The organism is Streptomyces sp. NPDC101152 (assembly GCF_044768275.1).
Taxonomy (GTDB): Bacteria; Actinomycetota; Actinomycetes; order Streptomycetales; family Streptomycetaceae; genus Streptomyces.
This window is the reverse complement of the sequence record NZ_JBIWPO010000003.1, coordinates 372,781-399,336: the sequence shown is the minus strand read 5'-3', so window position 1 is coordinate 399,336 and position 26,556 is coordinate 372,781. Positions and strand designations below refer to the sequence as shown.

Sequence of the window (26,556 nt, the reverse complement as noted above, 5' to 3'; positions counted from 1 at the left end):
CAGGCCAGCGCGATCAGCCTCGCCTCGACCTCGCCGGTCACCAAGGAGGGCACCGGCGGCAGTGCGCGTTGCTTCCGGCCGACCGTGGCCCACACATCGCCGCCGGTCTCCGCGTACCGCTTCGAGATCAGGCGGACCGAATCACACGAGACCCCGATCCGCTCCGCGATCACCGCCCGCGGAGCGACCTCGCCGGCCGAGGTGTCCAACGCGAGCAGCACCCGCGCCCGCCTGATCATCGACGCGCTGCGCACCCCCGTCGTCGTCACACGCTCCAACGCCCGACGGTCTTCGGCACTCAAGACAACCGGATACTTCTTCTGCGAGGACACGGCACCCCTGCCCGGCCGAACGCAAGCATCATACGAAGCCTGCCCGACCCCAACTCCACCAACCAGAAAGACACTTAGTCGCGACAGTCTACTAGTGCCGCGGCAGGCAGCGTTTGCCCGGTCAGGAGCGGCGTCGTGGGGGCCCCTCCCGCTCGAGCGAAGTCGAGAGTGGGGGAGCGTCCTCTCGGCGTGCCGGACGGAATGCCCCGTTGATGGACCGGACGTACTGGGGGTTTCGGCCGGTGCGGCGATGGGGGTGCCCCCTCTGGGGGAGCGTGCCGGGCGTCGCGACGGGGCGAACGTCGCCTGCCGCGGCACTAGAACCTCAGGAGGCGTCCCGCTCCCCGGTGTCGCGGCCGGTCGTCTGCAGGTCCGCGTCGAGCGCCGAGAGGTCCGCGTTCAGCGCCGCCATCAGCTCCTCCATCCGCTGCAGCAGCCCTTTGGGCTGACCGATGGAGCCCCCTGGCACCACGGATTCTTCGGACATGACGGCCTCCTCGGGCGCGGGTGCCGGGCGGTCCGGCTCCGCAGCGGCCAACGATCACCCGGGGCCCCGGTCACTGGCCCGAAGGGATTGACCGCGTCGGGGCGTGCAGGATGGATGCATGGATCTCCGTATCTTCACCGAGCCCCAGCAAGGGGCCACCTACGACACCCTGCTCACCGTGGCGAAGGCCACCGAGGACCTCGGTTTTGACGCCTTCTTCCGCTCCGACCACTATCTCCGCATGGGCGACGTGGACGGCCTCCCCGGCCCTACCGACGCCTGGATCACCCTCGCCGGGCTCGCCCGCGAGACCAGCCGGATCCGCCTGGGCACCCTGATGACGGCCGGTACCTTCCGCCTGCCCGGCGTCCTCGCCATCCAGGTCGCCCAGGTGGACCAGATGTCCGGCGGCCGTGTCGAACTCGGTCTCGGCGCGGGCTGGTTCGAGGAGGAGCACAAGGCGTACGGCATCCCCTTCCCGCAGGAGAAGTTCGCCCGCCTGGAGGAGCAGCTCGAGATCGTCACCGGCCTGTGGCAGACGAAGCTCGGCGACACCTATGACTTCCACGGCACGTACTACGACCTCACCGACTCGCCCGCTCTGCCCAAGCCGGCCCAGGACAGGATCCCCGTCCTGATCGGCGGCCACGGCCCTACCCGCACCCCACGCCTCGCCGCCCGCTTCGCCGACGAGTTCAACCTGCCCTTCGGCTCCGTCGAGGACAGCGAGCGCCAGTTCGCCCGCGTCCGCGCCGCCGCCGAGGAGGCCGGTCGTGAGGCCGGTTCCATCATCCTGTCCAACGCCCTGGTGGTCTGCGTCGGCAAGGACGACCAGGAGGTCGCCCGCCGCGCCGCCGCCATCGGCCGCGAGGCCGACGAGCTCAGGGCGAACGGCCTGGCGGGCACCCCCGCCGAGGTCGTCGAGAAGATCGGCCGCTACACCGAGGCCGGCTCCCAGCGCCTCTACCTCCAGATCCTCGACCTCCACGACCTGGACCACCTGGAGCTGATCGCCGCCCAGGTGCAGTCCCAGCTGTCGTAAGGACATCGACCCGCCCGGATGAACCGACAACCCGAGCCCCCGGGGTCACCGACCCTGGGGGCTCGGTAATCCAGTACCGGAGTCGGCCCGCCCCCACCCATACTCGGTCACGTGTTCCTGACGATCTCGACCACTGGCGACGAGCAGAACCCGGCCACCGACCTGGGTTTTCTCCTCCACAAGCATCCTGACAACCCGTTCTCGACCCGGCTGTCCCACGGCACGGCGCACGTCGTCTACCCCGAGGCGGACCTCCGGCGCTGCACGGCGGCGCTGCTGCTGGAGGTCGATGCCGTGGCCCTGGTCAGGAAGGGCAAGGGGAAGGGGCGCGGCGGCGCCCCCGACGCGGCGCTCGCGCAGTACGTCAACGACCGCCCCTACGCGGCCTCGTCGCTGCTCGCGGTGGCGCTGAGCGGTGTGTTCTCCACCGCGATGAAGGGCGTGTGCAAGGCCCGGCCGGAACGTGCCGGCCGACGGCTGCCGCTGCGCGTCGAGGTGCCCGCGCTGCCCGCTCGCGGCGGCCCGGCCCTCGTACGACGGCTCTTCGAGCCGCTGGGGTGGGCGGTGACCGCCGAACCGGTGGCGCTGGACGCCGAGTTCCCGCAGTGGGGCGACTCCCGGTACGTGCGGCTCGTCCTGGAGTCCGACGCGCTGACCCTCGCCGAGGCGCTGCGCCACCTCTATGTTCTGCTGCCCGTGCTCGACGACGCAAAGCACTACTGGGTGTCGTCGGACGAGGTGGACAAGCTGCTGCGGGCCGGTGAGGGCTGGCTGCCCGAGCACCCCGAGCAGAAGCTGATCACCAGCCGTTACCTCTCCCGCCGCTGGTCGCTGACCCGGCAGGCGATGGAGCGACTGGAGCTGGTGCGGCTCGCCGAGGCGGACGACAGCGAGGTCGAGGACATCGACAACGCCGTCGCGGCGGAGACCGAGACGGAGGAGAAGCCGACCCCGCTCGCCGTGCAGCGACGGGACGCGATCATCGCCGCGCTGCACGCGTCCGGCGCCGCCCGCGTGCTCGACCTCGGGTGCGGACAGGGCCAGTTGGTGCAGGCCCTCCTCAAGGACGCGCGGTTCACGGAGATCGTCGGTGTCGACGTCTCGATGCGCGCCCTGACCATCGCCTCCCGGCGGCTGAAGCTGGACCGGATGGGCGAGCGGCAGGCCGCGCGCGTCAGGCTCGTCCAGGGCTCCCTCGCCTACACCGACAAGCGGCTCAAGGGGTACGACGCCGCCGTGCTCAGCGAGGTCGTCGAGCACCTCGACCCGCCCCGGCTGCCGGCCCTCGAGTACGCGGTGTTCGGCTCGGCCCGCCCCCGCACGGTCCTGGTGACCACCCCGAACGTCGAGTACAACGTCCGCTGGGAGTCCCTCCCGGCCGGCCACGTCCGGCACGGCGACCACCGGTTCGAGTGGACCCGTCAGGAGTTCCGCGCCTGGGCGGCCACGGTGGCCGAACGGCACGGCTACGACGTGGAGTTCGTGCCCGTGGGACCGGACGACCCGGAGGTCGGGCCGCCCACCCAGATGGCCGTGTTCAGGATGATGACCCAGAAGGAGGCGAAGGCGGCATGAGCGGGACAGCACAGCACCAGGGTCGGGTCCTGCCCGTCACCGACCTCTCCCTCGTCGTGCTCGTCGGCGCCTCCGGCTCCGGCAAGTCGACCTTCGCCCGCCGGCACTTCAAGCCGACCGAGGTGATCTCCTCCGACTTCTGCCGAGGCCTGGTCGGCGACGACGAGAACGACCAGAGCGCGACCCGCGACGCCTTCGACGTCCTGCACTACGTCGCGGGCAAGCGCCTGGCGGCCGGCCGCCGTACGGTCGTCGACGCCACCAGCGTGCAGCAGGACGCACGGCGGCAGCTGATCGACCTGGCCAGGCAGCACGACGTGCTGCCCATCGCCATCGTCCTCGACGTCCCGGAGGAGGTGTGCGCCGAGCGCAACGCGGCCCGCACCGACCGGGCCGACATGCCGCGCCGGGTCATCCAGCGGCACATCCGCGAACTGCGCCGTTCGGTACGGCACTTGGAGCGTGAGGGCTTCCGCAAGGTGCACGTTCTGCGGGGCGTGGAGGACGTCGAGCACGCCACCGTCGTCACCGAGAAGCGGTTCAACGACCTGACCCACCTCGCCGGCCCCTTCGACATCATCGGCGACATTCACGGCTGCTCCTTCGAACTGGAGGGGCTGCTGGGCAAGTTGGGCTACACCGACGGCGTCCACCCGGACGGCCGTACGGCCGTCTTCGTCGGCGACCTCGTCGACCGCGGTCCCGACAGCCCGGGAGTGCTGCGCCGGGTGATGGCGATGGTGAAGTCGGGCAACGCCCTGTGCGTGCCGGGCAACCACGAGAACAAGTACGGCCGTCACCTCAAGGGCCGCCAGGTCCAGCACACCCACGGACTGGCCGAGACCGTCGAGCAGATGGCGGCCCAGAGCGAGGAGTTCGTCGCCGAGGTACGGGAGTTCATCGACGGGCTGGTCAGCCACTACGTCCTCGACGGCGGCCGGCTGGTGGTCTGCCACGCCGGTCTGCCGGAGAAGTACCACGGCCGCACCTCAGGGCGGGTCCGCTCGCACGCCCTGTACGGCGAGACGACCGGCGAGACCGACGAGTTCGGGCTGCCGGTGCGCTACCCGTGGGCGGAGGACTACCGGGGCCGTGCGGCCGTGGTCTACGGCCACACCCCGGTCCCGGAGGCCACCTGGCTCAACAACACCATCTGCCTGGACACCGGCGCCGTCTTCGGCGGCAAGCTGACCGCGCTGCGCTGGCCGGAGCGGGAACTGGTCGACGTACCGGCCGAGCGGGTCTGGTACGAGCCGACGCGGCCGCTGCGGCCCGAGGCGCCCGGCGGGCAGGACGGCCGGCCGCTCGACCTGAACGACGTGCACGGCCGGCGGGTGGTGGAGACCCGGCACGCGGGCCGGGTGTCGGTCCGTGAGGAGAACGCGGCCGCGGCCCTGGAGGTCATGAGCCGGTTCGCCGTCGACCCGCGTCTGCTGCCGTACCTGCCGCCGACCATGGCACCCACGGCGACCTCGCACGTCGAGGGGTACTTGGAGCATCCGGCCGAGGCGTTCGCGCAGTACGCGGCGGACGGGGTGGAGCGGGTAGTGTGCGAGGAGAAGCACATGGGCTCGCGGGCGGTGGCGCTGGTGTGCCGGGACGCCGAGGCCGCGAGCAGGCGGTTCGGTGTCGACGGGCCCACGGGGTCGCTGTACACCCGTACCGGACGGCCCTTCTTCGACGACGAGTCGGTGACCGAGGAGATTCTCGGCCGTGTCCGCGCGGCGGTCACCGAGGCCGGTCTGTGGAGCGAACTCGACACGGACTGGCTCCTGTTGGACGCCGAGCTGCTGCCCTGGTCGCTGAAGGCCGCCGGGCTGCTGCGCTCGCAGTACGCGGCCGTCGGCGCCGCCTCCGGCGCGGTGTTCCCGGCGGTGCTCGCCGCGCTGGAGGGTGCCGCCGCGCGGGGCTGTGACGTGGCCGACCTGCTGGCCCGCCAGCGTGAGCGCGCCTCGGACGCGGCGGCGTTCACGGCGGCGTACCGGCGGTACTGCTGGACCACGGACGGCCTGGACGGCGTACGCCTGGCGCCGTTCCAGATCCTGGCCGTGCAGGGCCGCAGCCTCGCCGCGCTCGCGCACGACGAGCAACTGGCGCTGCTGGACCGGCTGGTGGAGCACGACGGCAGCGGCCTGCTGCAGACCACCCGACGGCTGTACGTCGACACCGGTGACCCGGAGTCGGTGCAGGCGGGTGTCGACTGGTGGCTGGAGATGACCGGCCGCGGCGGTGAGGGCATGGTCGTCAAGCCGCTGGGCGCGCTGGTGCGCGGCAGTGAGGGCCGGCTGATGCAGCCCGGGATCAAGTGCCGGGGCCGCGAGTACCTGCGGATCATCTACGGTCCGGAGTACACGCGCCCCGACAACCTGGCCCGGCTGCAGAGCCGGTTCCTCAACCACAAGCGGTCACTGGCGATCCGCGAGTACGCCCTGGGTCTGGAGGCCCTGGACCGGCTGGCGGAGGGCGAGCCGCTGTGGCGGGTGCACGAGGCCGTGTTCGGGGTGCTGGCCCTGGAGTCGGAGCCGGTGGACCCACGGCTGTGAGCCCCGCCTGAGCCCTGCTCAGCCGAGCAGCCGCAGTGAGGTGTCCGCAATCCCGATCCGTACGGACTGCCCCCACGTCAGCTCCAGCGCGTCCGCCTCCATGCCGTCCCCGAAGGCGACCAGCCGTTCGGACTCGACGGTTACGTGGAGGCGGGCCGTGGTGGAGAGCGCGCCGGCCACCAGGGACGTGCCGGTGGCGGGGGAGGGCCAGGCCTCGCGGACGAACCACAGCAGGCGGCCCTCGGTGGGGCGGGGAAGTTCCAGCGTGGCGCCCCGCTCCTGCCACACCGACCGGAGCCAGCCCGTCGCCCCGGTTCCCGTCCCCACCAGCACCCCGGACGAGGCCTGGGCCTCGACGACACCCCCGTCGTCCTCGAGGCCCAGGCGGTACCTGGCCGTCTGGTGTCCCACGGCGCCCAGGTAGATCTCGTTCAGCGCGACCAGGCGCTGCGTGTCGTCGGCGACGGCCTCGACCATCGTCAGCTCCTCCGCGCCGGTGCCTGCCGCCTGTGCCGCGGGCAGCAGGGTCGCCGCGTCGGTGGGCCGGTGCCGTACCAGCACGCCCGGGTTGCGCCCGGGGTCCGTGTCGATGCCGATCACCGGCTGCCCGGCGAGGTACTTGGCGACGTTCGCGACCAGTCCGTCCTGTCCGACGACCACCACGACGTCCTCGGGTGCGAACAGGAAACGGTCCAGGTCCGCTCGCTCCACCCGGCTCTGCCGCCAGGTCAGCGGGATCGCCGCGGTCACCTCGGCCAGCGCCCGCCGGGTCAGCCGGTGCCGCTCGGCGACCTCCGCGATGTCCCGGCCCCGGGAGGAGAGGAAGAAGGCGGCCTGTCCGTGCGTACCGTGGTGGGCGACCAACTCCTCGTACTCCGTGGTGCGGTGGACGAGGACGACCCGGGGCGCGAGGCTCACGCCGGGTCCCCGTGGCCCAGCTTCGCCAGCAGCCCGTTCAGCACGTCCGGCGAGATCGTCACGCTGTCGATGCGGGGCAGGTTCTCGGCGAGCCGGCTCCCGGTGAGGGCGTGCAGGGTCGCCACGTCGACGTTCGCGTGCACCTGGAGCCAGGCGGCCTGCGCCTGCGCCCGGGCCTCACCCACCTCGCGTGCCCCGTCGGCCTCCGCGCGCGCCAGCCGTACCGACCGCTGCGCCTCGGCCTCGGCCAGCTTCACCGTCCGCGCCGCCTCCGCGTCCGCCCGCACGGCGTCCGCCGCCGCGTGCTCCTGTGCCTCGCGGCGCGCGTTCGTGCCCCGCTGCTCCACCAACTGCTCCTCGCGGCGGGCCAGTTCGATCTGGCTGGCCAGTTCGTTCTCGGCGATGGCGCGCTCCCGCTCGACGGCCACGGCCCGCCGTTCGTAGGTGGCCCGGTCGGCCTCCTGCTGGATCTGCTCGCGGGCGGGGGTGCGCAGGGCCCGCTCCACCTCCGGCTCCGGGCGCAGCGCGACCACGCGCACCGCGACCACCTCGATGCCGGTCGCCGGCAGGCGCGGCTCCTCGGCGAGCCCGGCCGCGACCCGCTCCCGTACCGCCGCCACCCCGTCCACGAGGGCCGAGGCCAACGACGTGCGGGCCAGGACGTCCAGTGCGTGCTGCTGGGCCGTCTCGGTCAGCAGGGTGCCGAGCTGCTCCAGCGGGGCGCCCCGCCACACGCCCGTGTCCGGGTCGATCGAGAAGTCCAGCCGGGCCGCGGCGAGCGCCGGGTCGCTGATCCGGTAGGTCACCGTCGCCTGCACCGCCACGTCCTGGAAGTCGGACGTACGGGCGTGGAAGGTCATCGCCAGCTCCCGGTCGTCGACCGGTACTTCGGACAGTGCCGCGGTCAGCGCGCGGAACCAGAAGCTGAGCCCCGGCCCGTCGTGCAGCAGCCTGCCGCCCCGGTGGTGCCGGATGTGCGCCGTGGGCGCGCCCCGCAGGTGGCGCCAGCCCAGGCGCCGGGTGATGTCGGCCATCGGACCCCCTCGTTCTCGTCTGTCAGACGATAAACGCCGTGGCCGGTTATCGTCAAGGGGACGAGAACAAGAAGTCGAAGAAACCGCCGAGCCGAGGGTCAAGGCGCCACCCGATGGTCAGGATGGAGGCATGGGATTCCACGTCGACTCCGAGGCCGGGCGGCTGCGCCGCGTCATCCTGCACCGGCCGGATCTCGAGCTCAAAAGGCTCACCCCCAGCAACAAGGACACCCTCCTCTTCGACGACGTGCTGTGGGTGCGCCGGGCGCGCGCCGAGCACGACGGCTTCGCCGACGTCCTGCGCGACCGCGGGGTCACCGTCCACCTCTTCGGCGATCTGCTCACCGAGGCCCTGGACATCCCGGCGGCCCGCACCCTCGTCCTGGACCGGGTCTTCGACGAGAAGGAGTACGGCGTCCTCGCCACCGACCACCTCAGAGCCGCCTTCGAGACCCTCCCCGCACCCGAACTCGCGGAGGCGCTGGTCGGTGGCATGACCAAACGCGAGTTCCTGGACGCGCACCCGGAGCCGACCTCGGTCCGCTTCCATGTCATGGACCTCGACGAGTTCCTGCTGGCACCGCTGCCCAACCACCTCTTCACCCGCGACACCTCCGCCTGGATCTACGACGGCGTCGCCGTCAACGCCATGCGCTGGCCGGCCCGGCAGCGCGAGACGGTCCACTTCGAGGCGATCTACCGCCACCACCCCCTCTTCCGCGACGAGACCTTCCGGGTCTGGTCCGAGGGGCAGGCCGACTACCCGTCCACCATCGAGGGCGGGGACGTGCTGGTCATCGGCAACGGCGCCGTCCTCATCGGCATGAGCGAACGGACCACCCCGCAGGCCGTGGAGATGCTCGCGCACAAGCTGTTCGCGGCCGGCTCCGCGCAGACGATCGTCGCGCTCGACATGCCGAAACGGCGCGCCTTCATGCACCTCGACACCGTGATGACCATGGTCGACGGCGACACCTTCACCCAGTACGCGGGCCTCGGCATGCTCCGCTCATACACCATCGAACCGGGCGTCGGGGACAAGGAACTCAAGGTCACCGACCATCCGCCGGAGCACATGCACCGGGCGATCGCCGCCGCCCTCGGCCTCAGCGAGATCCGCGTCCTGACCGCCACCCAGGACGTGCACGCCGCCGAGCGCGAGCAGTGGGACGACGGCTGCAACGTGCTCGCCGTCGAGCCCGGTGTCGTCGTCGCCTACGAGCGCAACGCCACCACCAACACCCACCTGCGCAAACAGGGCATCGAAGTGATCGAGATCCCGGGCAGCGAACTCGGCCGGGGCCGGGGCGGACCGCGCTGCATGAGCTGTCCGGTCGAACGGGCCGCCGTATAGTCGTACCCGCGTGTGCATATAAATGCTAAAGTTCGTATAGACTTCCAGGGTCCCGCTGTTCTTCGCATCTCTGGAGCGCCCCATGGCGACAGTCCCGACCGCCCTCGCCGGCCGCCCCTTCCTCAAGGAGCTCGACTTCACCGGGGAGGAGTTCCTCGGCCTGATCGAGCTGGCCGCCGAGCTGAAGGCCGCGAAGAAGGCCGGGACCGAGACCCCTTACCTGCGCGGGAAGAACATCGCCCTGATCTTCGAGAAGACCTCGACGCGCACCCGCTGCGCGTTCGAGGTCGCCGCCGCCGACCAGGGCGCCTCGACGACCTACCTCGACCCGTCGGGCTCGCAGATCGGCCACAAGGAGTCGGTCAAGGACACCGCGCGCGTGCTCGGCCGGATGTACGACGGGATCGAGTACCGCGGCGACAGCCAGCAGAAGGTCGAGGAGCTCGCCGTCCACGCCGGCGTCCCCGTCTACAACGGTCTGACCGACGACTGGCACCCCACCCAGATGCTCGCCGACGTGCTGACGATGACCGAGCACACCGCCAAGCCGGTGCCGGAGATCGCCTTCGCCTACCTCGGCGACGCCCGCTTCAACATGGGCAACTCCTACCTGGTCACCGGTGCCCTGCTCGGCATGGACGTCCGCATCGTCGCCCCGAAGTCGTACTGGCCCGCGCAGGAGATCGTCGACCGCGCCGGGGAGCTCGCCGAGACCAGTGGCGCCCGCATCACGCTCACCGAGACGGTCTCCGAGGGCGTGCTGGGCGCCGACTTCGTCGCCACCGACGTCTGGGTCTCCATGGGCGAGCCCAAGGACGTCTGGGACGAGCGGATCACCGCCCTCGCCCCCTACGCGGTGACCATGGACGTCCTGCGCGCCACCGGCAACCCGGACGTCCGGTTCCTGCACTGCCTGCCGGCCTTCCACGACCTCGGCACCCAGGTCGGCCGGGACATCCACGCCAGCCACGGCCTGGACTCGCTCGAGGTGACCGACGAGGTCTTCGAGTCCTCCTACTCGGTCGTCTTCGACGAGGCGGAGAACCGTCTGCACACGATCAAGGCGATCCTGGTGGCGACGCTGGCCTGACAGCGCTCACAAGGGACGCCGCTGCGGCGGCACCGACGGCAGCCGGAACCAGACGGCCTTCCCGCCGTCCGTCGGCCGGTGCCCGCAGGACGAGCTGAGCGCGCGGATCAGCAGGAGCCCGCGCCCGTGCTCCTGCCAGGGGTCGGGCACGAGGGTGGCCGGTGTCGTCAGATCACCCGGCGGCGCGGGGTCCGGGTCGTGCACCTCGACCTGGCAGCCGCCGGGCAGCAACTCGACCACGAGCTCTATGGGAGAGTCCCCGGCGGTGTGCTCCACCGCGTTCGCCACCAGCTCCGCCGTGAGCAGCTCCGCGGTGTCGCTGTCGGCCCCGTGTTCCAGCTCGGCCAGCGCCGTGCGCACCAGGGCGCGGGCCACGGGCACGGCCGCGGCGGAGTGCGGCAGCGCGATGCGCCAGGAGGCGGCGGAGGCCGAGGGGGGTTCGTACAAGGCGGGTCCGTTCATGAGCAGGCTGTCCTGCTTTCAACCTGATGAATGGTACGGCGCCGCCGTCCGGGACGACCGTCGGCTCCGTGCGGGACCCTCGGCCCCACTGACGGGCGGCTTACCCGTAGCAACGGCTTGCCTCGCGCGCCCGATCGCGCTGTTACCGATCTATCGAGGAGCGGTGACAGGACTATATTGCGTCCGTGACGACAGTCACGGATCGGTGATAACTTCGAGTTGTGTCCGCGCCACCGTCCGAGGAGGCCGCACCTCATGAGTCCCTTCACCGGCTCCGCCGCCCGCACCTCCGACTGGCGGCACCTGCGCCTGGAGCTCAGCGACGGCGTCGCCACCGTCACCCTGGCCCGCCCCGAGAAACTCAACGCGCTCACCTTCGGCGCCTACGCCGACCTGCGCGACCTGCTCGCCGAGCTGTCCCGCGAGCGGTCCGTGCGCGCCCTGGTCCTGGCCGGCGAGGGCCACGGCTTCTGCTCGGGCGGCGACGTCGACGACATCATCGGCGCCACCCTGTCCATGGACACCGCCCGGCTCCTGGACTTCAACCGCATGACGGGCCAGGTCGTCAGGGCGGTACGGGAATGCCCCTTCCCGGTGATCGCGGCGCTGCACGGGGTCGCGGCCGGTGCGGGCGCGGTCCTGGCCCTGGCGGCGGACTTCCGGGTGGCCGACCCGACGACGCGCTTCGCCTTCCTCTTCACCCGAGTGGGCCTGTCCGGCGGCGACATGGGCGCGGCGTACCTGCTCCCGAGGGTGGTCGGCCTGGGCCACGCCACCCGCCTGCTGATGCTCGGCGACCAGGTAAGGGCCCCGGAGGCCGAGCGCATCGGCCTGATCAGCGAACTGACCGAGGAGGGCGCGGCCGACGAGGCGGCCGAGGCCCTGGCACGCCGCCTGGCCGACGGCCCGGCCCTGGCGTACGCCCAGACGAAAGCGTTGCTGACAGCCGAACTGGACATGCCCCTGGCGGCCTCGGTCGAACTGGACGCCTCGACCCAGGCCCTCCTGATGAACGGCGAGGACTACGCGGAGTTCCACCGGGCTTTCACGGAGAAGCGGCCGCCGAAATGGCAGGGGAGGTGAGGTCGCGATGCGCGTCGCGATCATCGGTGGCGGCCCCGGCGGGCTCTACGCCGCCGCCCTGCTGAAACGGCTCGACCCGTCCCGCCAGGTGACCGTCTGGGAACGCAACGCCCCCGACGACACCTTCGGCTTCGGAGTCGTCCTCTCCGACGAGACCCTCGGTGGCATCGAGCACGCCGACCTCCAGGTCTACGAGGCACTCCGACAACACTTCATCCGCTGGGACGACATAGACATCGTCCACGGCGACACCCGCCACACCTCCTCAGGACACGGGTTCGCCGCCCTCGGCCGGAAACGTCTCCTGGAGATCCTTCACACCCGCTGCCGGAACCTCGGCGTGGACCTCCGCTTCCGCTCCGAGGCCCCCTACCCCGACTGGCTGGCCGGTACCCACGACCTGGTCATCGCCGCCGACGGAGTGGGCAGCGCCACCCGTGAGGCCTACGCCCATGTGTTCCGCCCCCATGTGACCGCCCACCACTGCCGCTACATCTGGCTGGCCACCGACTTCCCCTTCGGCGCCTTCCGCTTCGAGATCGCCGAGACCGAACACGGCGTGATGCAACTGCACGGCTACCCCTTTGCGCCGGACGCCTCCACCGTGATCGTGGAGATGCAAGAGAACGTCTGGCGCGCGGCCGGCTTCGACGAACTCGACACCGGGGAGTCCATCGACCGCTGCGCCAAGATCTTCACCGACGCCCTCCGCGGACGCCCCCTGCGCTCCAACAAGTCGGCCTGGACGACCTTCCGCACGGTCACCAACGAACGCTGGTCCCACGGCAACGTGGTCCTGCTCGGCGACGCCGCCCACACCGCCCACTTCTCCATCGGCTCCGGCACCAAACTCGCCGTCGAGGACGCCCTCGTCCTCGCCGCCTGCGTGGCGGAACAGCCGTCCCTGGACAAGGCGCTCACGGCCTACGAGGAAGAGCGCAAGCCCGTCGTGGCCTCCACCCAGCGCGCGGCCCGCGCCAGCCTGGAGTGGTTCGAGAACCTCGGGCTCTACCTCCACCAGCCGCCCCGCCAGTTCGCCTTCAACCTCCTCACCCGCAGCCGCCGCGTCACCCACGACAACCTCCGGCTGCGCGACGCGCGCTTCACCGGCGCCGTCGAGCGCGAGTTCGGCTGCGCGCCCGGCACCCCGCCGATGTTCACCCCGTTCCGCCTGCGCGGCCTGACCCTGCGCAACCGCGTCGTCGTCTCGCCCATGGACATGTACTCGGCGGTCGACGGCGTCCCCGGCGACTTCCACCTCGTCCACCTCGGCGCCCGCGCCCTCGGCGGCGCCGGACTGGTCATGACCGAGATGGTGTGCGTCAGCGCGGACGGCAGGATCACCCCCGGCTGCACCGGCCTGTACACCGGCAGGCAGGCCGAGTCCTGGCGGCGGATCACCGACTTCGTGCACACGCGGTCGCCGGGCACGGCGATCGGCGTGCAGCTCGGCCACTCCGGCCGCAAGGGCTCGACCAGGCTGATGTGGGAGGGCATGGACGAACCGCTGCCCGACGGCAACTGGCCCCTCGTGGCCGCCTCCCCGCTGCCGTACCGGCCGGGCAGCCAGACGCCGCGCGAGCTGACCCGCGCCCAACTCACCGACATCCGCGAGCAGTTCACGTCCGCCGCCGGGCGGGCCGCACGGGCCGGCTTCGACCTCCTCGAACTGCACTGCGCGCACGGCTACCTGCTCTCCGGCTTCCTCTCCCCCCTCACCAACCACCGCACCGACGCCTACGGCGGCTCACTGGAGAAACGACTCCGCTTCCCGCTGGAGGTCTTCGACGCGATCCGCGCCGTCTGGCCGGAGGAGAGGCCCATGACGGTCCGCATCTCCGCCACCGACTGGGCCGAGGGCGGCAACACCGCCGAGGACGCCGTGGCCGTCGCCCGCGCCTTCGCCGCGCACGGTGCCGATGCCATCGACGTGTCGACCGGGCAGGTCGTGGCCGACGAACACCCGGAGTTCGGGCGCTCGTACCAGACGCCGTACGCCGACCGCATCCGCAACAGCGTCGGCGTCCCGGTGATCGCGGTCGGCGCGATCTCCTCCTGGGACGACGTCAACTCCCTGATCCTGGCCGGCCGTACGGACCTCTGCGCCCTCGCCCGCCCCCACCTCTACGACCCGCACTGGACCCTGCACGCGGCGGCGGAACAGGGGTACGACGGCCCGGGCGTGGTGTGGCCGGCACCGTACCGCGCGGGCAGCCGCCCGCCGCGGACCGGACGCACCGACGGCCCCAAGCCCCGCCTGACCCTGGGGACTTGAGGACGCCCGGTGCCAGAGGTACCTCTGCCGGCCGCTATGTCGACGGTGTCGCGAACGCGGCGCCCGCGTCCCTGAGCCGTGCGTGCAGCTCCCGGAACACCGCGGCCGAGCGGACACCGGGCCAGTCCCCGGGCAGGAGGCGGGCGGGCAGACCCGGGTCGGTGTAGGGGAGGTGGCGCCAGGAGTCGAGGGCGAGGAGATAGTCGCGGTAGGCGGCCTCGGGCGGGGTGTCCCGACGCTCCCGCCACTCGTGCAGCACGGGTGCGTGGCGGTCCAGGAACGCCTCGTGCTCCTTGGCGATGGCGGCCAGGTCCCACCAGCGGGCGACCGCCTCGACGGTCGCGGCGAAGCCGAGGTGCTCACCACGGAACAGGTCGACGTACGGGTCCAGGTGCAGCCGGCGCAGGGTGTGCCGCGTCTCCTCGTACAGCCGGGCCGGGGCGATCCACACGCCCGGCGCCGCCGTGCCGAAGCCGAGCCCGGCCAGCCGTGAGCGCAGCACGTGCCGCTTCTGCCGCTCCGACTCCGGCACCGAGAACACGGCGAGCACCCAGCCCTCGTCCTCGGGCGGCGCGGTCAGGTAGATGCGCCGGTCACCGTCGTCGAGCAACTGCCGCGCGTCCGGCGACAGTTCGTACCCGGCCGCGCCCTCGGAGGTGCGGGCGGGCAGCAGCAGCCCGCGGCGTTTGAGGCGGGACACCGACGAGCGTACGGAGGGGGCGTCCACGCCGACCGCGGCCAGCAGCCGGATCAGCTCCGCGACGGGCACCGGGCCCGGGACGAAGCGGCCGTAGGCGCCGTAGAGCGTGACGATGAGAGACCGTGGTGCATGCTGGTCGGACACGTTGATCATCTTAGGTCTTCGTGATCACTGCTGGTCACCATCGGTGCGCAGCCGGAACCGCTGGAGCTTTCCGGTCGCCGTGCGCGGCAGCGCCTCCAGGAAGACGATCTCGCGCGGGCACTTGTACGGCGCGAGTTCCGCCTTGACGAAGGCGCGCAGGGCCTCGGCGTCCCGTACGGCGCCCTCCTTGAGGACCACATGGGCCACGACCACCTGCCCGCGGGCCTCGTCGGGGCGTCCCACGACCGCCGCCTCCACCACGTCCGGGTGACGCAGCAACGCGTCCTCGACCTCCGGGCCCGCGATGTTGTAACCGGCCGAGATGATCATGTCGTCGGCGCGGGCGACATAGCGGAAGTAGCCGTCCGGGTCCCGGACATAGGTGTCGCCGGTGATGTTCCAGCCGTCGCGGACGTAGTCGTGCTGGCGTGGATCGGCGAGGTAGCGGCAGCCGACCGGTCCCCGCACGGCGAGCAGGCCCGGCTCCCCGTCGGGCACGGGCCGTCCGTTGTCGTCCTGCACGCGCGCGTACCAGCCCGGTACGGGCAGTCCGGTCGTGCCGGGACGGATCGCGTCGTCGGCGGCGGAGATGAAGATGTGCAGCAGCTCGGTCGCGCCTATGCCATTGATGATGCGCAGCCCGGTCCGCTCGTACCAGGCCTGCCAGGTGGCGGCGGGGAGGTTCTCGCCGGCGGAGACACAGCGGCGCAGGGACGAGACGTCGTACGCGTCCAGGTCGCGCAGCATCGCTCGGTAGGCCGTCGGGGCGGTGAACAGGACCGAGACGCGGTGCTCGGCGACGGCGGGCAGCAGCTGCCGGGGGTGGGCCTCTTCCAGCAGCAGCGCGCTCGCGCCGGCCCGCAGCGGGAAGACCACCAGGCCGCCGAGGCCGAAGGTGAAGCCGAGGGGCGGGCTGCCCGTGAAGACGTCGTCCACATAGGGCTTGAGCACATACCTGGAGAAAGTGTCCGCTATCGCTAGCACATCCCGGTGGAAGTGCATGCACCCTTTCGGGCGACCCGTGGTGCCCGAGGTGAACGCGATCAGCGCGACGTCGTCGGCCGCGGTGTCCACGGCGGGGCAGGGCGTGTCGGGCGCCGGACGGCGCAGGAGGTCGTCGGGGGCGTCGCCGCCGTAGGTGGTGATGTGCAGGCCGGGTATCTCGGCCTTGGCGAGGTCGTCGACGGAACGGATGTCGCAGAGCGCGTGCCGGACCCGTGCCATGTCGCATATCACTGACAGCTCGGACGGCCGCTGCTGTGCCAGCACCGTCACCGCCACCGCCCCCACCTTCAGCACCGCCAGCCAGCACGCCGCCAGCCACGGCGTGCTCGGGCCGCGCAGCAGCACCCGATGGCCCGGTACGACGCCGAGCTCGCCGCTGAGCAGATGCGCCAGCCGGTCGACCTGCGCGCGAAGCTCGCCGTAGGTCCATGTGGAGCCGTCCGGCGTGTGGAAGGCCGCACGGCCGTCCGGCGGACCGGCGAGCAGCTCGGCGGCACAGTTCAGCCGATCGGGGTAACGCAGTTCGGGCAGGTCGAAGCGCAGCTCGGGCCACTGGTCGGGGGGCGGGAGGTGGTCGCGCGCGAAGGTGTCGACATGGGCCGAGTCGATCATGGCGGTTCGCCCCCTTGCCTTGTGGGCCGCCGATCTTGGGCGTCGTGGTGGGCTCGCCGAACGAGCGTATCGCGTTGGTGACGACAGTCAACAGAGCGCGATACCGTCGGGGGAGACGCGGCGGAGAGGAGACCGGCGATGCCCGCATTCTCGCTCGAACCGGAGCAGATCGCCTGGTGCGGACAGCTGCGCGCGCTCGCGGCGGAACGCCTGCGCCCGCTCGCCGAGAAGGGGGAGCCCGGGCACGTCAACCGCCCGCTCATCGCCGAACTGGGCCGACTCGGCCTGCTCGCCCGGCTGTTCACCTCCGGCGCCCTCGACCTCTGCCTGATGCGGGAGTCCCTGGCCTACTCCTGCACGGAGGCGGAGACGGCACTCGCCCTCCAGGGCCTGGGCGCGTATCCCGTCCACGCCCACGGCACCCCGGCCCAGCGCGAGCACTGGCTGCCCCGCGTCTCGGACGGCACCGCGGTCGCCGCCTTCGCCCTGAGCGAGCCGGGCGCCGGCTCGGACGCGGCCGCGCTGACCCTACGGGCGGACCCTGAGCCCCAGCCGCTCTCCGCCACCGCCGACGGCACCTCCCGTTGGCGGCTCACCGGGGAGAAGTGCTGGATCTCCAACGCGCCCGAGGCCGACTTCTACACCGTCTTCGCGCGGACCACCCCCGGCGCCGGCGCCCGGGGCGTGACCGCCTTCCTCGTTCCCGCCGACCGTCCCGGTCTCACCGGCAGCGCGCTCGACATGCTCTCGCCGCACCCCATCGGCGCCCTCGACTTCGGCGCCGTGCCCGTGTCGGCGGACGACGTGCTCGGGGAGGTCGATCGGGGCTTCCGGGTGGCGATGGGGACCCTCGACCTCTTCCGGCCCAGTGTCGGTGCCTTCGCCGTCGGCATGGCGCAGGCCGCGCTGGACGCGACCCTGGCACACACCGCCCGACGGGACGCGTTCGGCGGCAAGTTGAGGGATCTGCAGACCGTCGCGCACCAGGTCGCCGAGCTGGCCCTGCGCACCGACGCGGCCCGCCTCATGGTGTACGCGGCGGCGACGGCGTACGACGAAGGCGCCACCGACGTCCCCAAGCGCGCGGCGATGGCGAAGCTGCTCGCCACCGAGACCGCGCAGCAGGTCGTCGACACGGCGGTCCAGTTGCACGGTGCCCGGGCGCTGCGCCGCGGGCACCTGCTGGAGCACCTGTACCGCGAGGTGCGCGCCCCGCGTATCTACGAGGGCGCGAGTGAGGTACAACGCGGCATCATCGCCAGGGAGTTGTACAAGGAGGCGGATGTGCAGGAGCAGTCCCCGGAGGTGGGCCGGTGAGCACCGAACGCGTCAATCCGACCGAACTCTCCCCGCCCGCGGGCTTCTCCCACGCGGTGGTCGCCACCGGCACCCGCGTGGTCTTCCTGGCCGGCCAGACCGCCCTCGACACCGCGGGCAAGGTCACCGGCGACACGCTCCCGGCCCAGTTCGAGAAGGCGCTCACCAATCTGCTGACCGCCCTCGCGGCCACTGGCGGCACCCCCGCCGACCTGGCCCGCGTCACCGTCTACGCCACCGACGTCGCCGCCTACCGTGTGCACGCGGCCGAACTCGGGCGCGTGTGGCGGCGGTTGGCGGGCCGGGACTACCCGGCGATGGCGGTCGTGGAGGTCGTACGCCTGTGGGACGACCAGGCGCTGGTCGAGCTCGACGGTTTCGCCGTACTGCCCTGAGGGCCGCCGGTCAGGCGGCGACGGCGAGGCGGTCTGCCGGTACCCGGTGTGGTGCCACGATCCGGCCGTCGGCGGTCAGCTCACCGCTGTCGTCGAACACGATCGCGCCGTCGCACAGCAGGGCCCAGCCCTGCTCCGGGTGGGCGGCGACGACGTGCGGGGCGTGGTTGTCGGAGGCAGGGCATGAAGGCTGGTGTGAACACACGGCGCACCTCCAGGTCGATCGGACCACCCGGTCGGGGGTCCCTGTGTCCTTGACGATGCTCCCGTCGCGAACACACCGGAACGGGCGGACGAGAAGCGTGACAACACGCGGACAACACCCGGACGGTTCCACGACCGTCGATGTGGACTCGCCACCGAAGGAGTGACGATCACGGCCACGGACGCCCGCGCCCGGTACCAGTGGAAGCCCCACCTTCAGGAGGTTTCCGATGCCCAAGCTCCCCCCGCGCCCCGCCGTGGCCCTCGCGACCCTGGCGGCCGGGCTGCTCCCGCTCGCCGCCACCGCCGTACCGGCGAGCGCGGACCCGTCCGAGACCCTGACGGTCGACCCGACCGGCACCATCGCCCCCGACGGCACCGTCACGCTCTCCGGCACCTACAGCTGTGTCGGCAACACCGGCCCGGTCTTCGTCAGCTCGTCCCTGAGCCAGGGCTCCTCCACCGTCCGTCACGGAATCGGCGGCAGCCGTGCCCTGTGCGACGGCGTCGAGCACCGCTGGGCGAACACCGGCAAGCCCTCCCCGGAGCCGGCCCAGCCGGGTGCTGCCGACATCGAGGCCACGGTCATGGAACTGCACCCCCTGGGCGGCCTGCCCCTGCCCCGCTTCCACGCCGTGCAGCGCCAGACCATCGTCCTGACGCAGAGATGACCGACGCGGAGCCGCCCCGCCACGACCGCACACCCCCAGGACGACCTGCGGGTGCGCGGCGACGGTGCGCGTGACGGCGGTCACCTCCAGGGCAAGCTCGTCCTCACCCTCTGATCCCGCCATGGGCGGGTGGGCATCAGGCGGTGGTGAAGTAGTGGCCGTCCTCGAGGTCGGCGATCAGACCGGGGTGGACCGGCTCCCAGTCCAGCAACCGCCTGGTGTCCGCGTTGGGTATCGTGATGTCCAGCGTCATGAACGGGAAGGACCTGAAGTGGTCCGCGGCCCGCTCGGCCGGGATGCTCACGGCCGGCACGCCGAGACGGCGGCCGATGGTCTCCGCGATCTCCCGCACCGTGATGCCCTCCTCGGTCGCGCCGTACAGCTGCGATCCGGCCGGAGCCTTCTCCAGCGCCAGACGGTAGAGGCGGCCGACGTCCAGGACGTGACCGGCCGGCCAGTGGTTGGCGCCGTCGCCCACGTAGCCTGAGACGCCCGTGTCGCGCGCGATCCTGATCAGCCTCGGGATGAAGCCGGTCCTGTCCCGCGTGCTGTGGGTGACCGGCGGGATCGCGACGAGCACGGTCCGTACGCCGCGCTCGGTGCACGCGGCGATCTCGTGAGCGACGGCGGAGCGCGGGTTGGCGGCGATGGCCGCGTCGCGCGCGGGGTCGCCGGTGGGGGTCAGGCCGATGCCGACGAGGGCCTTGCCCGTGCCGGCCAGCGCCTCGCCGAGAGTCCTGACCACGGCCAGATCGGCGGCCACTGCGGCGGCGAAGGTGCCGGCGGCTATGGCGCTGTGGTCGAACGCGAGGTGGACGGTCGCATCCGTGTCGTCCGCGGCCCTGCGCAGGCCGTCCAGGTCGTCGAGGTCACCGCGGCGCACCTCGGCGCCCAGGGCCTTGACGGCGGCGGCCGAGGCGTCCGACCGGGCGAGACCCAGGACCTCGTGTCCGGCCTGGATCAGTTCGGGCACCACGGCCGACGCGACGTGACCGCTTGCACCGGTGACGAATACACGCATGAGGGGTCTCCAGGAACGGGGGAGCCGCACTCGGGCGACTCCAAGTGATGTGACTAAGTAACATCACCCTAGCCGATGTGACGGTACCAAGTCACATCACTTAGGCTGTGCGCATGGCCCGATGGGAACCCAACGCGCGGGAGCGGCTGGTGCGCGCCGCAGTCGACCTGTTCACCGAACAGGGCTACGACGCGACCACCGTCAACGAGATCGCCGATCGAGCGGGTCTGACCAAGACCACCTTCTTCCGGCACTTCCCCGACAAACGGGAAGTGCTCTTCGCCGGCCAGGACCTGCACGCCCGGCTGCTCGCCGACGCGATCACCGAGGCACCCGAGCCGGCCACGCCCCTCGCGGCGGTCGGTGCGGCCCTCGACGCCCTCGCGGCCACCTTCACGGAGGACCGCCGTGCGTTCGGCGCCAGGCTCCGCCCGGTCATCGCCGGCCACAGCGAGCTGCGGGAGCGCGCCGCCTTCAAGCGCGCCGGGCTCGCGCAGGCCATGGCGGACGCGCTCCACGGGCGCGGTGTGCCGGAGCCGACCGCGAGCCTCGCCGCCGACCTCGGCATCCGCGCCTTCCACCACGCCTTCGAACAGTGGGCCGATCCGACCTGCCGGCAGCCGCTCACCGAACTGGCGCGCCACGCACTCGACGAACTGCGAACCGCGGCAGCCGCACTCGGCTAGTGCCGCGGCAGGCGACGTTCGCCCCGTCGCGGCGTCCGGGGCGCCCTCTCGCCGCACCGGCCGAAACCCCAAGTACGTCCGGTCCATCAACGGGGCATTCCGTCCGGCACGCCGATGGAGGACGCCCCGGACGCCGCTCCTTACCGGGCAGACGTTGCCTGCCGCGGCACTAGGAAACAGCCGGCCGGCGACCTCACCGTCCGCCCGCCACCTCCTTCCGCACCCGCTCCACCACCCATGCCGCGAACACCTTCGCCGCCGGCGGGTCGGGCAGCGGGGCCGGGGTCGCCGCCTTCTTGCCCTTCGCCGGGTGTTCCGCGAACAGGGCCATCGTGACGGAGAGCCGGCTGTCCGCCTCGGTGTGCCAGAGAGTTCGGGTGGTGGCGGGGCCGGAGCCCGCGCCGCCGGTGTAGGTGGTCACGCCGGTGGCCACCGGATGGGCGGTGCCCGCGTGCAGGAGGTCGCGGGTGTCGGGGCGGGCCGTGTACAGGGTGCGGCCCCCGCGGGTGATCTTCGCGACCGTGTACGGCTTCGCGTACTTTCCCTGAGCCGACGCCGTCGCGTACGCCGAGGCCAGCTTGAGCGGGGTCGGGGTCGCCGTCCTGACCAGGGAGGCGGCGACCACGCCCGGTTTGGTGGCCTGGAGCGGAGTGAGGGCGGTGCCCGCCTCCACCGCCCCGGCGAGGGCGTCGTTGAAGGGCTGCCTGGCGTAGTCCGCGCCGCCGTAGAGGACGCGGATCGCGCCGTCGCCGGGGACCATGGCGACGACGACCGTGTGCAGGCGTGTCCCCTTGGCGGCCGGCGGAGCCTGGCCCACCTCCTGCGCGATGGCGTCCTGCGCCTCGATGTCGAACGTCGTACGGACCGTGTACCCGCCCCGCGCCAACTGGTCCTGGGTGATGCCCAGCCGGTCGGCCGCCTCGGCCGCCGCCGCGTCGATGAGGTACTCGCGCTGCCCGTCCGTGCCGCCCGGCGGATAGAAACGGAACGCCGGGAAGAGGGCCGACGCCCGCTCCGCGGCCGTGATCGTGCCCGCGCCGCGCATGCCGTCGAGGACCCACGCCCACCGCTTCTGCAGCGTCGCCGTCACCTTCGGGTCCGCGCCCACCCGTTCGTAGTACGACGGCAGGTTGATGATCGCCGCCAGGGCCGCGCCCTGCGAGAGGCTGAGGTTCTTCGCGTCGACGCCGAAGTAGTTGCGGGCCGCGGACTCGATGCCGGCGGCGCCCCGGCCGAAGTACACGGTGTTCAGGTACCCCTCCAGGATGGTGTCCTTGGAGCGGGTCCGGTCCAGCTTTACGGCGATCAAAGCCTCGCGCGCCTTGCGGGACAGCGACTGCTGGGGGCTGAGCAGCGCGTTCTTCACGTACTGCTGGGTGATCGTCGAACCGCCCTGCCGTTCGGCGCCGCTCAGCGTGGACCAGGCGGCCCGCAGGATCGCGCTCGGCGAGACGCCCGAGTCCGTGCGGAAGGAGCGGTTCTCCGCCGCGATCACCGCGTCCTGCACCTCGCGCGGCACCTGGGACAGGGGCACGTCCTGCCGGTCCACCGGGCCGCGCCGGCCCAGGTACTGGCCGCTCGCGTCCAGGAACACCGCGCTCTGGACGACCGTCTCCGGGTGCGGGGCGGGGATGACGGTCAGCCGGTAGGCGACGAAGACCGCGGTGCACAGGCCCAGGAGGAGGATCAGTACGGCGATGAGCGCGCGGCGTATCCAGCGGGCGCGGCGGCGCCGGGTGCGGACCCGGAAGGGGACCCGGCGACGACGGCGTGCGGGCTTCTCGTCGGTGGCGCGGGGTACCCCGGTCGTACTGCTGCTCACCAGCTCACCCCGCCCTGCGCCAGGACCCCGCCCCGTGCGTCCTGGATCGTGACCCGTGAATCCAGCAACCGCCGGCTGTCCTTGGGGATTTCACCTGTCGCGTACCACGCGCTCCACCCGGTGCTGCCCGCGAGGGCGAGCAGGGTGCCGGTGGTCGTGCCGGACGGCGTGCGCAGGGTCACGCGCGCCGCGGGCACCGGCCCCCGGTAGGTGCCGGTCATCAGATAGCGGTCGCCCATCCCCAGGAACTCCATGTTCACCACGGCCCGGTGGCCGGCCGGCCCCGCGGGCGCCATGACCAGCCCCGGCAGCGCGGAGGAGTGCTCCCCCTCCTTCGTCAGCCACAACTCCACGCCGGGCACAGGGCGTACGTGCTCGCCCGCCGCGACGACCCGTACGGTCGAATCCGAACCGGCGGAGGGCGTCGACGCTCCCGAGGCCGTCCTCGCGGTCACGCGCGGCACGACGACGTAGGCGATCGCCCCGAGCAGCACAGCGACCGCCGCCAGCCGCCGCACCCGCCGCCGCCTTCTCCACGCCCGCCCCTCGCGCTCGATCTCCGCCAGCGGTACCGGCGGTGACACCAGATCACGCACCTCCGCCGCGAACGCCTCGCGCAACTCGTCCCGGCCCAGGTCCACTTGGCGTACCTCGACGCGGTTCACGGGCCGACCTCCGGGAGGGACCCGGTCCTCAGGGCGGCGAGCCCCCGCCGCGCGTACGACGTCACCGCGCCCTGCGAGCAGCCCAGCACGTCGGCGATCTCCGACTCGTCGAGTCCGTCGCCGTGGCGCAGCACGAGCACCACCCGCTGCCGGACCGGCAGCTCCGCGAGCGCCCGCCCGAACGCGGTGAGCCGGCGCGGCCGCCGGGTCGAACGGCGGCGGCCGTGCAGCCGTACCAATGTCCGCCGCACATGGAAGTCGGCGTCGTTGCGCGGCACGCGCCGTCGGCGCGCGTAGGTCTCCGCCAGCGCCGCCCGCGCCAGGTCGGCCGCCGCGTCCGCGTCGCCGGTGAGCAGGCGGGCGGTGCGCAGGAGACGGGGCCAGACTTCGGTGGCGTAGGCCGCGAAGTCCCCACGAGGAGTGGGGGAGTGGGAGGACTTGGCTCTGGTGCTGGTCATCGTGATTCCCCTGCCGTGTGTTTCGATGTGCGACGTACGGGACCTGTACGCATGGCAGGGACCACCGGGTTGCAAGGGACGCAAGAGGAAATGACGGAGGACGAGTTCGACGCGTTCTACGCCGCCGCGTTCCCCCGGCTGACCGGCCAGCTCTACGCGTTCACCGGGGACCACGGGGAGGCGCAGGACGTCGTCCAGGAGGCGTTCGTACGGGCCTGGGACCGGCGCCGGGACTTCCTCGCCGACGGGGCTCCGGAGGCGTGGGTCAGGACCGCGGCGATGCGGCTCGCGGTGAGCCGGTGGCGGCGGGCGCGACGGTGGCTGGAGCTGGTGCGCCGCACGCCGCCGCCCGAGAGCACTCCCGGCCCCGAGTCGCGGCACGCCCATCTCGCCGATCTGGTGGCGGCGTTGCGGCGGTTGCCGGAGGCGCAGCGGAGGGCGGTGGTCCTGCACCACCTGTGCGACCTGAGTGTCGAGCAGGTAGCCTCCGAGACCGGTGCGCCCGTGGGGACGGTCAAGGCCCGGCTGTCCCGTGGCCGGGCCGCGCTGGCGCGGGAGCTGGGCACCGGGGACGGGGAGTTCGGGGAGAGGGAGGACGACCGTGTCCGATGACCTCGACACCGGCCTGCGGGAACTCGCCCGGTCCGCCGAGCGGTTGCCCCCGGTCCCGGGCGCCGGCATCCGCCACCTCGCCGAGCGGCGCAGGCGCAGGCGTCGGCGCGGTGCGATCGCGGCCCTCGGCGGGACGGCCGCGGTGGCGGCCGTGGCTCTGGCGCTGGTGCTGAGCCCCGGCGGGGCGGGCCCCGAACGGCAGCAGGAGGCGCCGGCGGCCCGCCCGACGAGCGCCCGCAGCGCTCAGCCGGCGCCCGACGTCAGGGTGGATCTCTCGACACGGGAGCTGGTGGTCGTGGCCGACGGCCGGGGCATGCCCGTCTCGTCCGGCGGCGCGAACACTCCGACCCCGACCGGACGGTTGACCGTCGTCTCCAGGACTCCCGCCGCCCTGGTGTCCGGGGCGGAGGTCGGCCGGCCGCGCGACCACCGCTACAAGGTGCTCTGGGTGATCCGGCTCCGCGCGGGCGACGGCAGGACGACGGCCCTCTTCGGCATGACCACCGACGAGACGGCGCCCGGCGCCTTCGACGTCACGTCCGGCTGGATCGGCCTGCGGACGGCCGACGCCAAGTGGCTGTACGACCGGTTGCGGACCGGCTCGGTGATCACCGTCCAGGGTCACGCCCCGGCGGCGGCCGTCGGGGGCGGACCCTTCGCCTGAGGACTACCGGGGAGTCATGAGTGCCCCGCCGGGTCAGCGCCGTCCGGCCAGGGCATGGACGAGTCTCGTCGCGTCCACCGTCCCCAGTCCCGTCGCCTGGTCGTACCCCGGCCCCGCCGTGAAGCCGCCCGCGCCCGTGTTGCCGGTCGTGACGTCCACCAGACCGGTGTTCCGGTGGCCGTAGAGGCGGTACAGGAGACGGTCGACCTGGCCCAGCCGGTGGCCGGCGAGCTGGTCGGCGAGGGCCACGACGCCGGCGAAGAGGGGCGACGACTCACTGGTGCCGTTGCCGCCCGCCGTCCAGCCGGTGCGGGTCGGGTCGTAGGACGAGTAGAGCCACAGGGCGCCGTCCGGGGACGCCGCCATGCTGATGTCCGGCGTGCCGCGGTGCGGGCCCACCACCGAGGCGACCGGGTTCTGGTAGGAGGGGCGGGAGAAGACCTTGGAGAGGTCGCCGCCGCTTCCCGACCAGGCCGCGTCCGGCTTCAGGCGGTTGCCCGCGTCGTCCAGGTACAGCTCGGTGCCGCCGATCGCGGTGACGAGGGGGTCGCCGGCCGGCCAGGCCGCGTCCAGCCGGTTGGCGTGGCCGCCGCTGTCGCCGGAGCTGGCGGTGAGGGTGACGCCGTGCCGGGCGGCCGCCTGGAAGCCGTAGCGCAGGGTCGTGAGGCTGGTGTAGTCGCCGAGGTCGAAGCCGGGGAAGCGGGCCTCGCTGGTGGCCCAGCTCATGGAGACGACGTCGCCCTTGCCCTCCTTCGCCAGGTGGTTGATGGCGCTCTGCATCTCGGGGATGCCCACCGGGCCCTCGGTCTCCGACACGCCGGTCTCGACGAGGACGATGCGCGCGCCGGGCGCCACCGCGTGGGCGGCCTCGACGTCGAGGGTGGTCTCGTCGGCCCAGCCGTTCATGTCGGCGTTGGTGTAGTCGAAGGCCGGGACGTCGCCCCACTTCAGCACGTCGACCTGGGTGTCGGGCAGCCCCCACTGCTTGTCGAAGACCTCCAGGTCGTGCTGGATGGTGGGCGAGCCGTAGGAGTCGGTGATGACGATCGTGCGGCCCTTGCCGGTGATGCCTTCGGCGTAAAGGGGCGAGAGGTCGTACGCCTTGTCGTACTGGAGCGGGGAGTAGCAGCCGCGGTTGATCTGCTTGCGGCACGCGCTGGTGCTCACCGGGCTGCTGAACACCGGGTTCAGCGCCTGCTGCCCGAGGACGTCCTGCGGCGACCGTACGGTGCGGGTCGAGGCCGCCGACGCCGCCGGGGTCGTGGCGCCGGGTGCGCCCGAGCCCGGGAGGACCGCGAGGGTCAGGGCCGACAGGGCGGCCGCGGTCGTGGTGAGCAGGGCACGGCGCCGTAACGAGGTGACCATGACAGATCTCATGACGAACC

General features: G+C 72.4%; 26 protein-coding genes. 13 read left to right on the top strand and 13 right to left on the bottom strand.

The genetic code is table 11. From position 1 onward, the window contains the following. Both ACIRVK_RS06335 and ACIRVK_RS06330 read right to left on the bottom strand, forming a co-directional pair. Positions 1-332 (bottom strand): helix-turn-helix domain-containing protein (locus tag ACIRVK_RS06335; RefSeq protein WP_404244252.1); only part of this gene is annotated, 332 nt, incomplete at its 3' end. A gap of 325 nt (positions 333-657) precedes the next feature. Then, a complete protein-coding gene (locus ACIRVK_RS06330; RefSeq protein WP_404244251.1) occupies positions 658-819 on the bottom strand; it encodes a hypothetical protein in 162 nt (53 codons plus the stop codon). Positions 820-937: 118 nt separating this feature from the next. On the opposite strand from ACIRVK_RS06330, the gene ACIRVK_RS06325 reads away from it, so the two are divergent. From ACIRVK_RS06325 to ACIRVK_RS06315, 3 genes are all read left to right on the top strand, one after another. Beyond that, entirely contained in the window at positions 938-1,861 is a 924-nt protein-coding gene (locus ACIRVK_RS06325) for an LLM class F420-dependent oxidoreductase (RefSeq protein ID WP_404244250.1), read from the top strand. Between the two features lie 111 nt (positions 1,862-1,972). After that, positions 1,973-3,436, top strand: a complete 1,464-nt coding sequence (locus ACIRVK_RS06320; protein ID WP_404244249.1) for a 3' terminal RNA ribose 2'-O-methyltransferase Hen1 — start codon at positions 1,973-1,975, stop codon at positions 3,434-3,436. Next, a complete protein-coding gene (locus ACIRVK_RS06315; protein ID WP_404244248.1) occupies positions 3,433-5,979 on the top strand; it encodes a polynucleotide kinase-phosphatase in 2,547 nt (848 codons plus the stop codon). The genes ACIRVK_RS06320 and ACIRVK_RS06315 overlap by 4 nt, the downstream gene beginning before the upstream one ends. 18 nt (positions 5,980-5,997) lie before the next feature. On the opposite strand, the gene ACIRVK_RS06310 is transcribed toward ACIRVK_RS06315, so the two are convergent. Then, a complete protein-coding gene (locus tag ACIRVK_RS06310; RefSeq protein WP_404244247.1) occupies positions 5,998-6,897 on the bottom strand; it encodes a hypothetical protein in 900 nt (299 codons plus the stop codon). After that, positions 6,894-7,931 carry an SPFH domain-containing protein gene (locus ACIRVK_RS06305; protein ID WP_404244246.1) on the bottom strand — a complete coding sequence of 346 codons (1,038 nt, stop codon included), beginning with the start codon at positions 7,929-7,931 and terminating at the stop codon, positions 6,894-6,896. The genes ACIRVK_RS06310 and ACIRVK_RS06305 overlap by 4 nt, the downstream gene beginning before the upstream one ends. Positions 7,932-8,061: 130 nt before the next feature. Here ACIRVK_RS06305 and ACIRVK_RS06300 point away from each other — a divergent pair, with 130 nt between their 5' ends. Both ACIRVK_RS06300 and argF read left to right on the top strand, forming a co-directional pair. Next, complete coding sequence (locus ACIRVK_RS06300) at positions 8,062-9,285, top strand: arginine deiminase (RefSeq protein WP_404244245.1); 1,224 nt, start codon at positions 8,062-8,064, stop codon at positions 9,283-9,285. An 82-nt stretch (positions 9,286-9,367) separates the two neighbouring features. Continuing rightward, positions 9,368-10,375, top strand: coding sequence for an ornithine carbamoyltransferase (gene argF, locus ACIRVK_RS06295; RefSeq protein WP_404244244.1), 1,008 nt, complete (start codon positions 9,368-9,370; stop codon positions 10,373-10,375). A gap of 6 nt (positions 10,376-10,381) precedes the next feature. Here the strand turns inward: argF and ACIRVK_RS06290 are convergent, their stop codons facing one another. Beyond that, a complete protein-coding gene (locus tag ACIRVK_RS06290) occupies positions 10,382-10,837 on the bottom strand; it encodes an ATP-binding protein (protein ID WP_404244243.1) in 456 nt (151 codons plus the stop codon). A gap of 255 nt (positions 10,838-11,092) precedes the next feature. On the opposite strand from ACIRVK_RS06290, the gene ACIRVK_RS06285 reads away from it, so the two are divergent. Next, on the top strand, positions 11,093-11,920 hold the full coding sequence (locus ACIRVK_RS06285) for an enoyl-CoA hydratase family protein (RefSeq protein ID WP_404244242.1): 828 nt from the start codon (positions 11,093-11,095) through the stop codon (positions 11,918-11,920). Positions 11,921-11,927: 7 nt separating this feature from the next. Continuing rightward, entirely contained in the window at positions 11,928-14,195 is a 2,268-nt protein-coding gene (locus tag ACIRVK_RS06280) for a bifunctional salicylyl-CoA 5-hydroxylase/oxidoreductase (RefSeq protein WP_404244241.1), read from the top strand. Positions 14,196-14,229: 34 nt separating this feature from the next. Here the strand turns inward: ACIRVK_RS06280 and ACIRVK_RS06275 are convergent, their stop codons facing one another. Both ACIRVK_RS06275 and ACIRVK_RS06270 read right to left on the bottom strand, forming a co-directional pair. Further along, positions 14,230-15,048: a PaaX family transcriptional regulator C-terminal domain-containing protein gene (locus ACIRVK_RS06275; protein ID WP_404244240.1), complete on the bottom strand. Its 819-nt coding sequence runs from the start codon at positions 15,046-15,048 to the stop codon at positions 14,230-14,232. Between the two features lie 15 nt (positions 15,049-15,063). Next, positions 15,064-16,656 carry an AMP-binding protein gene (locus ACIRVK_RS06270; protein WP_404244239.1) on the bottom strand — a complete coding sequence of 531 codons (1,593 nt, stop codon included), beginning with the start codon at positions 16,654-16,656 and terminating at the stop codon, positions 15,064-15,066. A gap of 138 nt (positions 16,657-16,794) precedes the next feature. On the opposite strand from ACIRVK_RS06270, the gene ACIRVK_RS06265 reads away from it, so the two are divergent. Both ACIRVK_RS06265 and ACIRVK_RS06260 read left to right on the top strand, forming a co-directional pair. Beyond that, the gene (locus ACIRVK_RS06265; RefSeq protein ID WP_404244238.1) at positions 16,795-17,973 is read left to right on the top strand and encodes an acyl-CoA dehydrogenase family protein; all 1,179 of its coding nucleotides are present in this window, start codon (positions 16,795-16,797) and stop codon (positions 17,971-17,973) included. Continuing rightward, entirely contained in the window at positions 17,970-18,368 is a 399-nt protein-coding gene (locus ACIRVK_RS06260) for a RidA family protein (protein WP_404244237.1), read from the top strand. Before ACIRVK_RS06265 ends, ACIRVK_RS06260 begins: the two co-directional genes overlap by 4 nt. A gap of 10 nt (positions 18,369-18,378) precedes the next feature. Here the strand turns inward: ACIRVK_RS06260 and ACIRVK_RS06255 are convergent, their stop codons facing one another. Continuing rightward, positions 18,379-18,573: a DUF5999 family protein gene (locus tag ACIRVK_RS06255; RefSeq protein ID WP_404244236.1), complete on the bottom strand. Its 195-nt coding sequence runs from the start codon at positions 18,571-18,573 to the stop codon at positions 18,379-18,381. Positions 18,574-18,802: 229 nt separating this feature from the next. On the opposite strand from ACIRVK_RS06255, the gene ACIRVK_RS06250 reads away from it, so the two are divergent. Then, a complete protein-coding gene (locus ACIRVK_RS06250) occupies positions 18,803-19,243 on the top strand; it encodes a DUF6299 family protein (RefSeq protein ID WP_404244235.1) in 441 nt (146 codons plus the stop codon). Between the two features lie 136 nt (positions 19,244-19,379). Here ACIRVK_RS06250 and ACIRVK_RS06245 read toward each other — a convergent pair whose 3' ends face one another. Continuing rightward, on the bottom strand, positions 19,380-20,264 hold the full coding sequence (locus ACIRVK_RS06245; protein ID WP_404244234.1) for an SDR family oxidoreductase: 885 nt from the start codon (positions 20,262-20,264) through the stop codon (positions 19,380-19,382). A gap of 113 nt (positions 20,265-20,377) precedes the next feature. On the opposite strand from ACIRVK_RS06245, the gene ACIRVK_RS06240 reads away from it, so the two are divergent. Beyond that, positions 20,378-20,950, top strand: coding sequence for a TetR/AcrR family transcriptional regulator (locus ACIRVK_RS06240; RefSeq protein ID WP_404244233.1), 573 nt, complete (start codon positions 20,378-20,380; stop codon positions 20,948-20,950). Positions 20,951-21,143: 193 nt separating this feature from the next. Here the strand turns inward: ACIRVK_RS06240 and ACIRVK_RS06235 are convergent, their stop codons facing one another. From ACIRVK_RS06235 to ACIRVK_RS06225, 3 genes are read right to left on the bottom strand one after another with little or no spacing between them, the layout of a single operon-like run. Continuing rightward, positions 21,144-22,772: a transglycosylase domain-containing protein gene (locus ACIRVK_RS06235; protein WP_404244232.1), complete on the bottom strand. Its 1,629-nt coding sequence runs from the start codon at positions 22,770-22,772 to the stop codon at positions 21,144-21,146. Continuing rightward, on the bottom strand, positions 22,769-23,437 hold the full coding sequence (locus ACIRVK_RS06230; RefSeq protein WP_404244231.1) for a hypothetical protein: 669 nt from the start codon (positions 23,435-23,437) through the stop codon (positions 22,769-22,771). Before ACIRVK_RS06230 ends, ACIRVK_RS06235 begins: the two co-directional genes overlap by 4 nt. After that, positions 23,434-23,895 carry a sigma-70 family RNA polymerase sigma factor gene (locus ACIRVK_RS06225; protein ID WP_404244230.1) on the bottom strand — a complete coding sequence of 154 codons (462 nt, stop codon included), beginning with the start codon at positions 23,893-23,895 and terminating at the stop codon, positions 23,434-23,436. Before ACIRVK_RS06225 ends, ACIRVK_RS06230 begins: the two co-directional genes overlap by 4 nt. A gap of 90 nt (positions 23,896-23,985) precedes the next feature. On the opposite strand from ACIRVK_RS06225, the gene ACIRVK_RS06220 reads away from it, so the two are divergent. Beyond that, positions 23,986-24,507: a SigE family RNA polymerase sigma factor gene (locus tag ACIRVK_RS06220; RefSeq protein WP_404244229.1), complete on the top strand. Its 522-nt coding sequence runs from the start codon at positions 23,986-23,988 to the stop codon at positions 24,505-24,507. Further along, positions 24,497-25,171: a L,D-transpeptidase gene (locus ACIRVK_RS06215; RefSeq protein ID WP_404244228.1), complete on the top strand. Its 675-nt coding sequence runs from the start codon at positions 24,497-24,499 to the stop codon at positions 25,169-25,171. The genes ACIRVK_RS06220 and ACIRVK_RS06215 overlap by 11 nt, the downstream gene beginning before the upstream one ends. A 33-nt stretch (positions 25,172-25,204) precedes the next feature. Here ACIRVK_RS06215 and ACIRVK_RS06210 read toward each other — a convergent pair whose 3' ends face one another. Beyond that, positions 25,205-26,548, bottom strand: coding sequence for a S8 family serine peptidase (locus ACIRVK_RS06210; protein WP_404244227.1), 1,344 nt, complete (start codon positions 26,546-26,548; stop codon positions 25,205-25,207). Between the last annotated feature and the right edge of the window lie 8 nt (positions 26,549-26,556).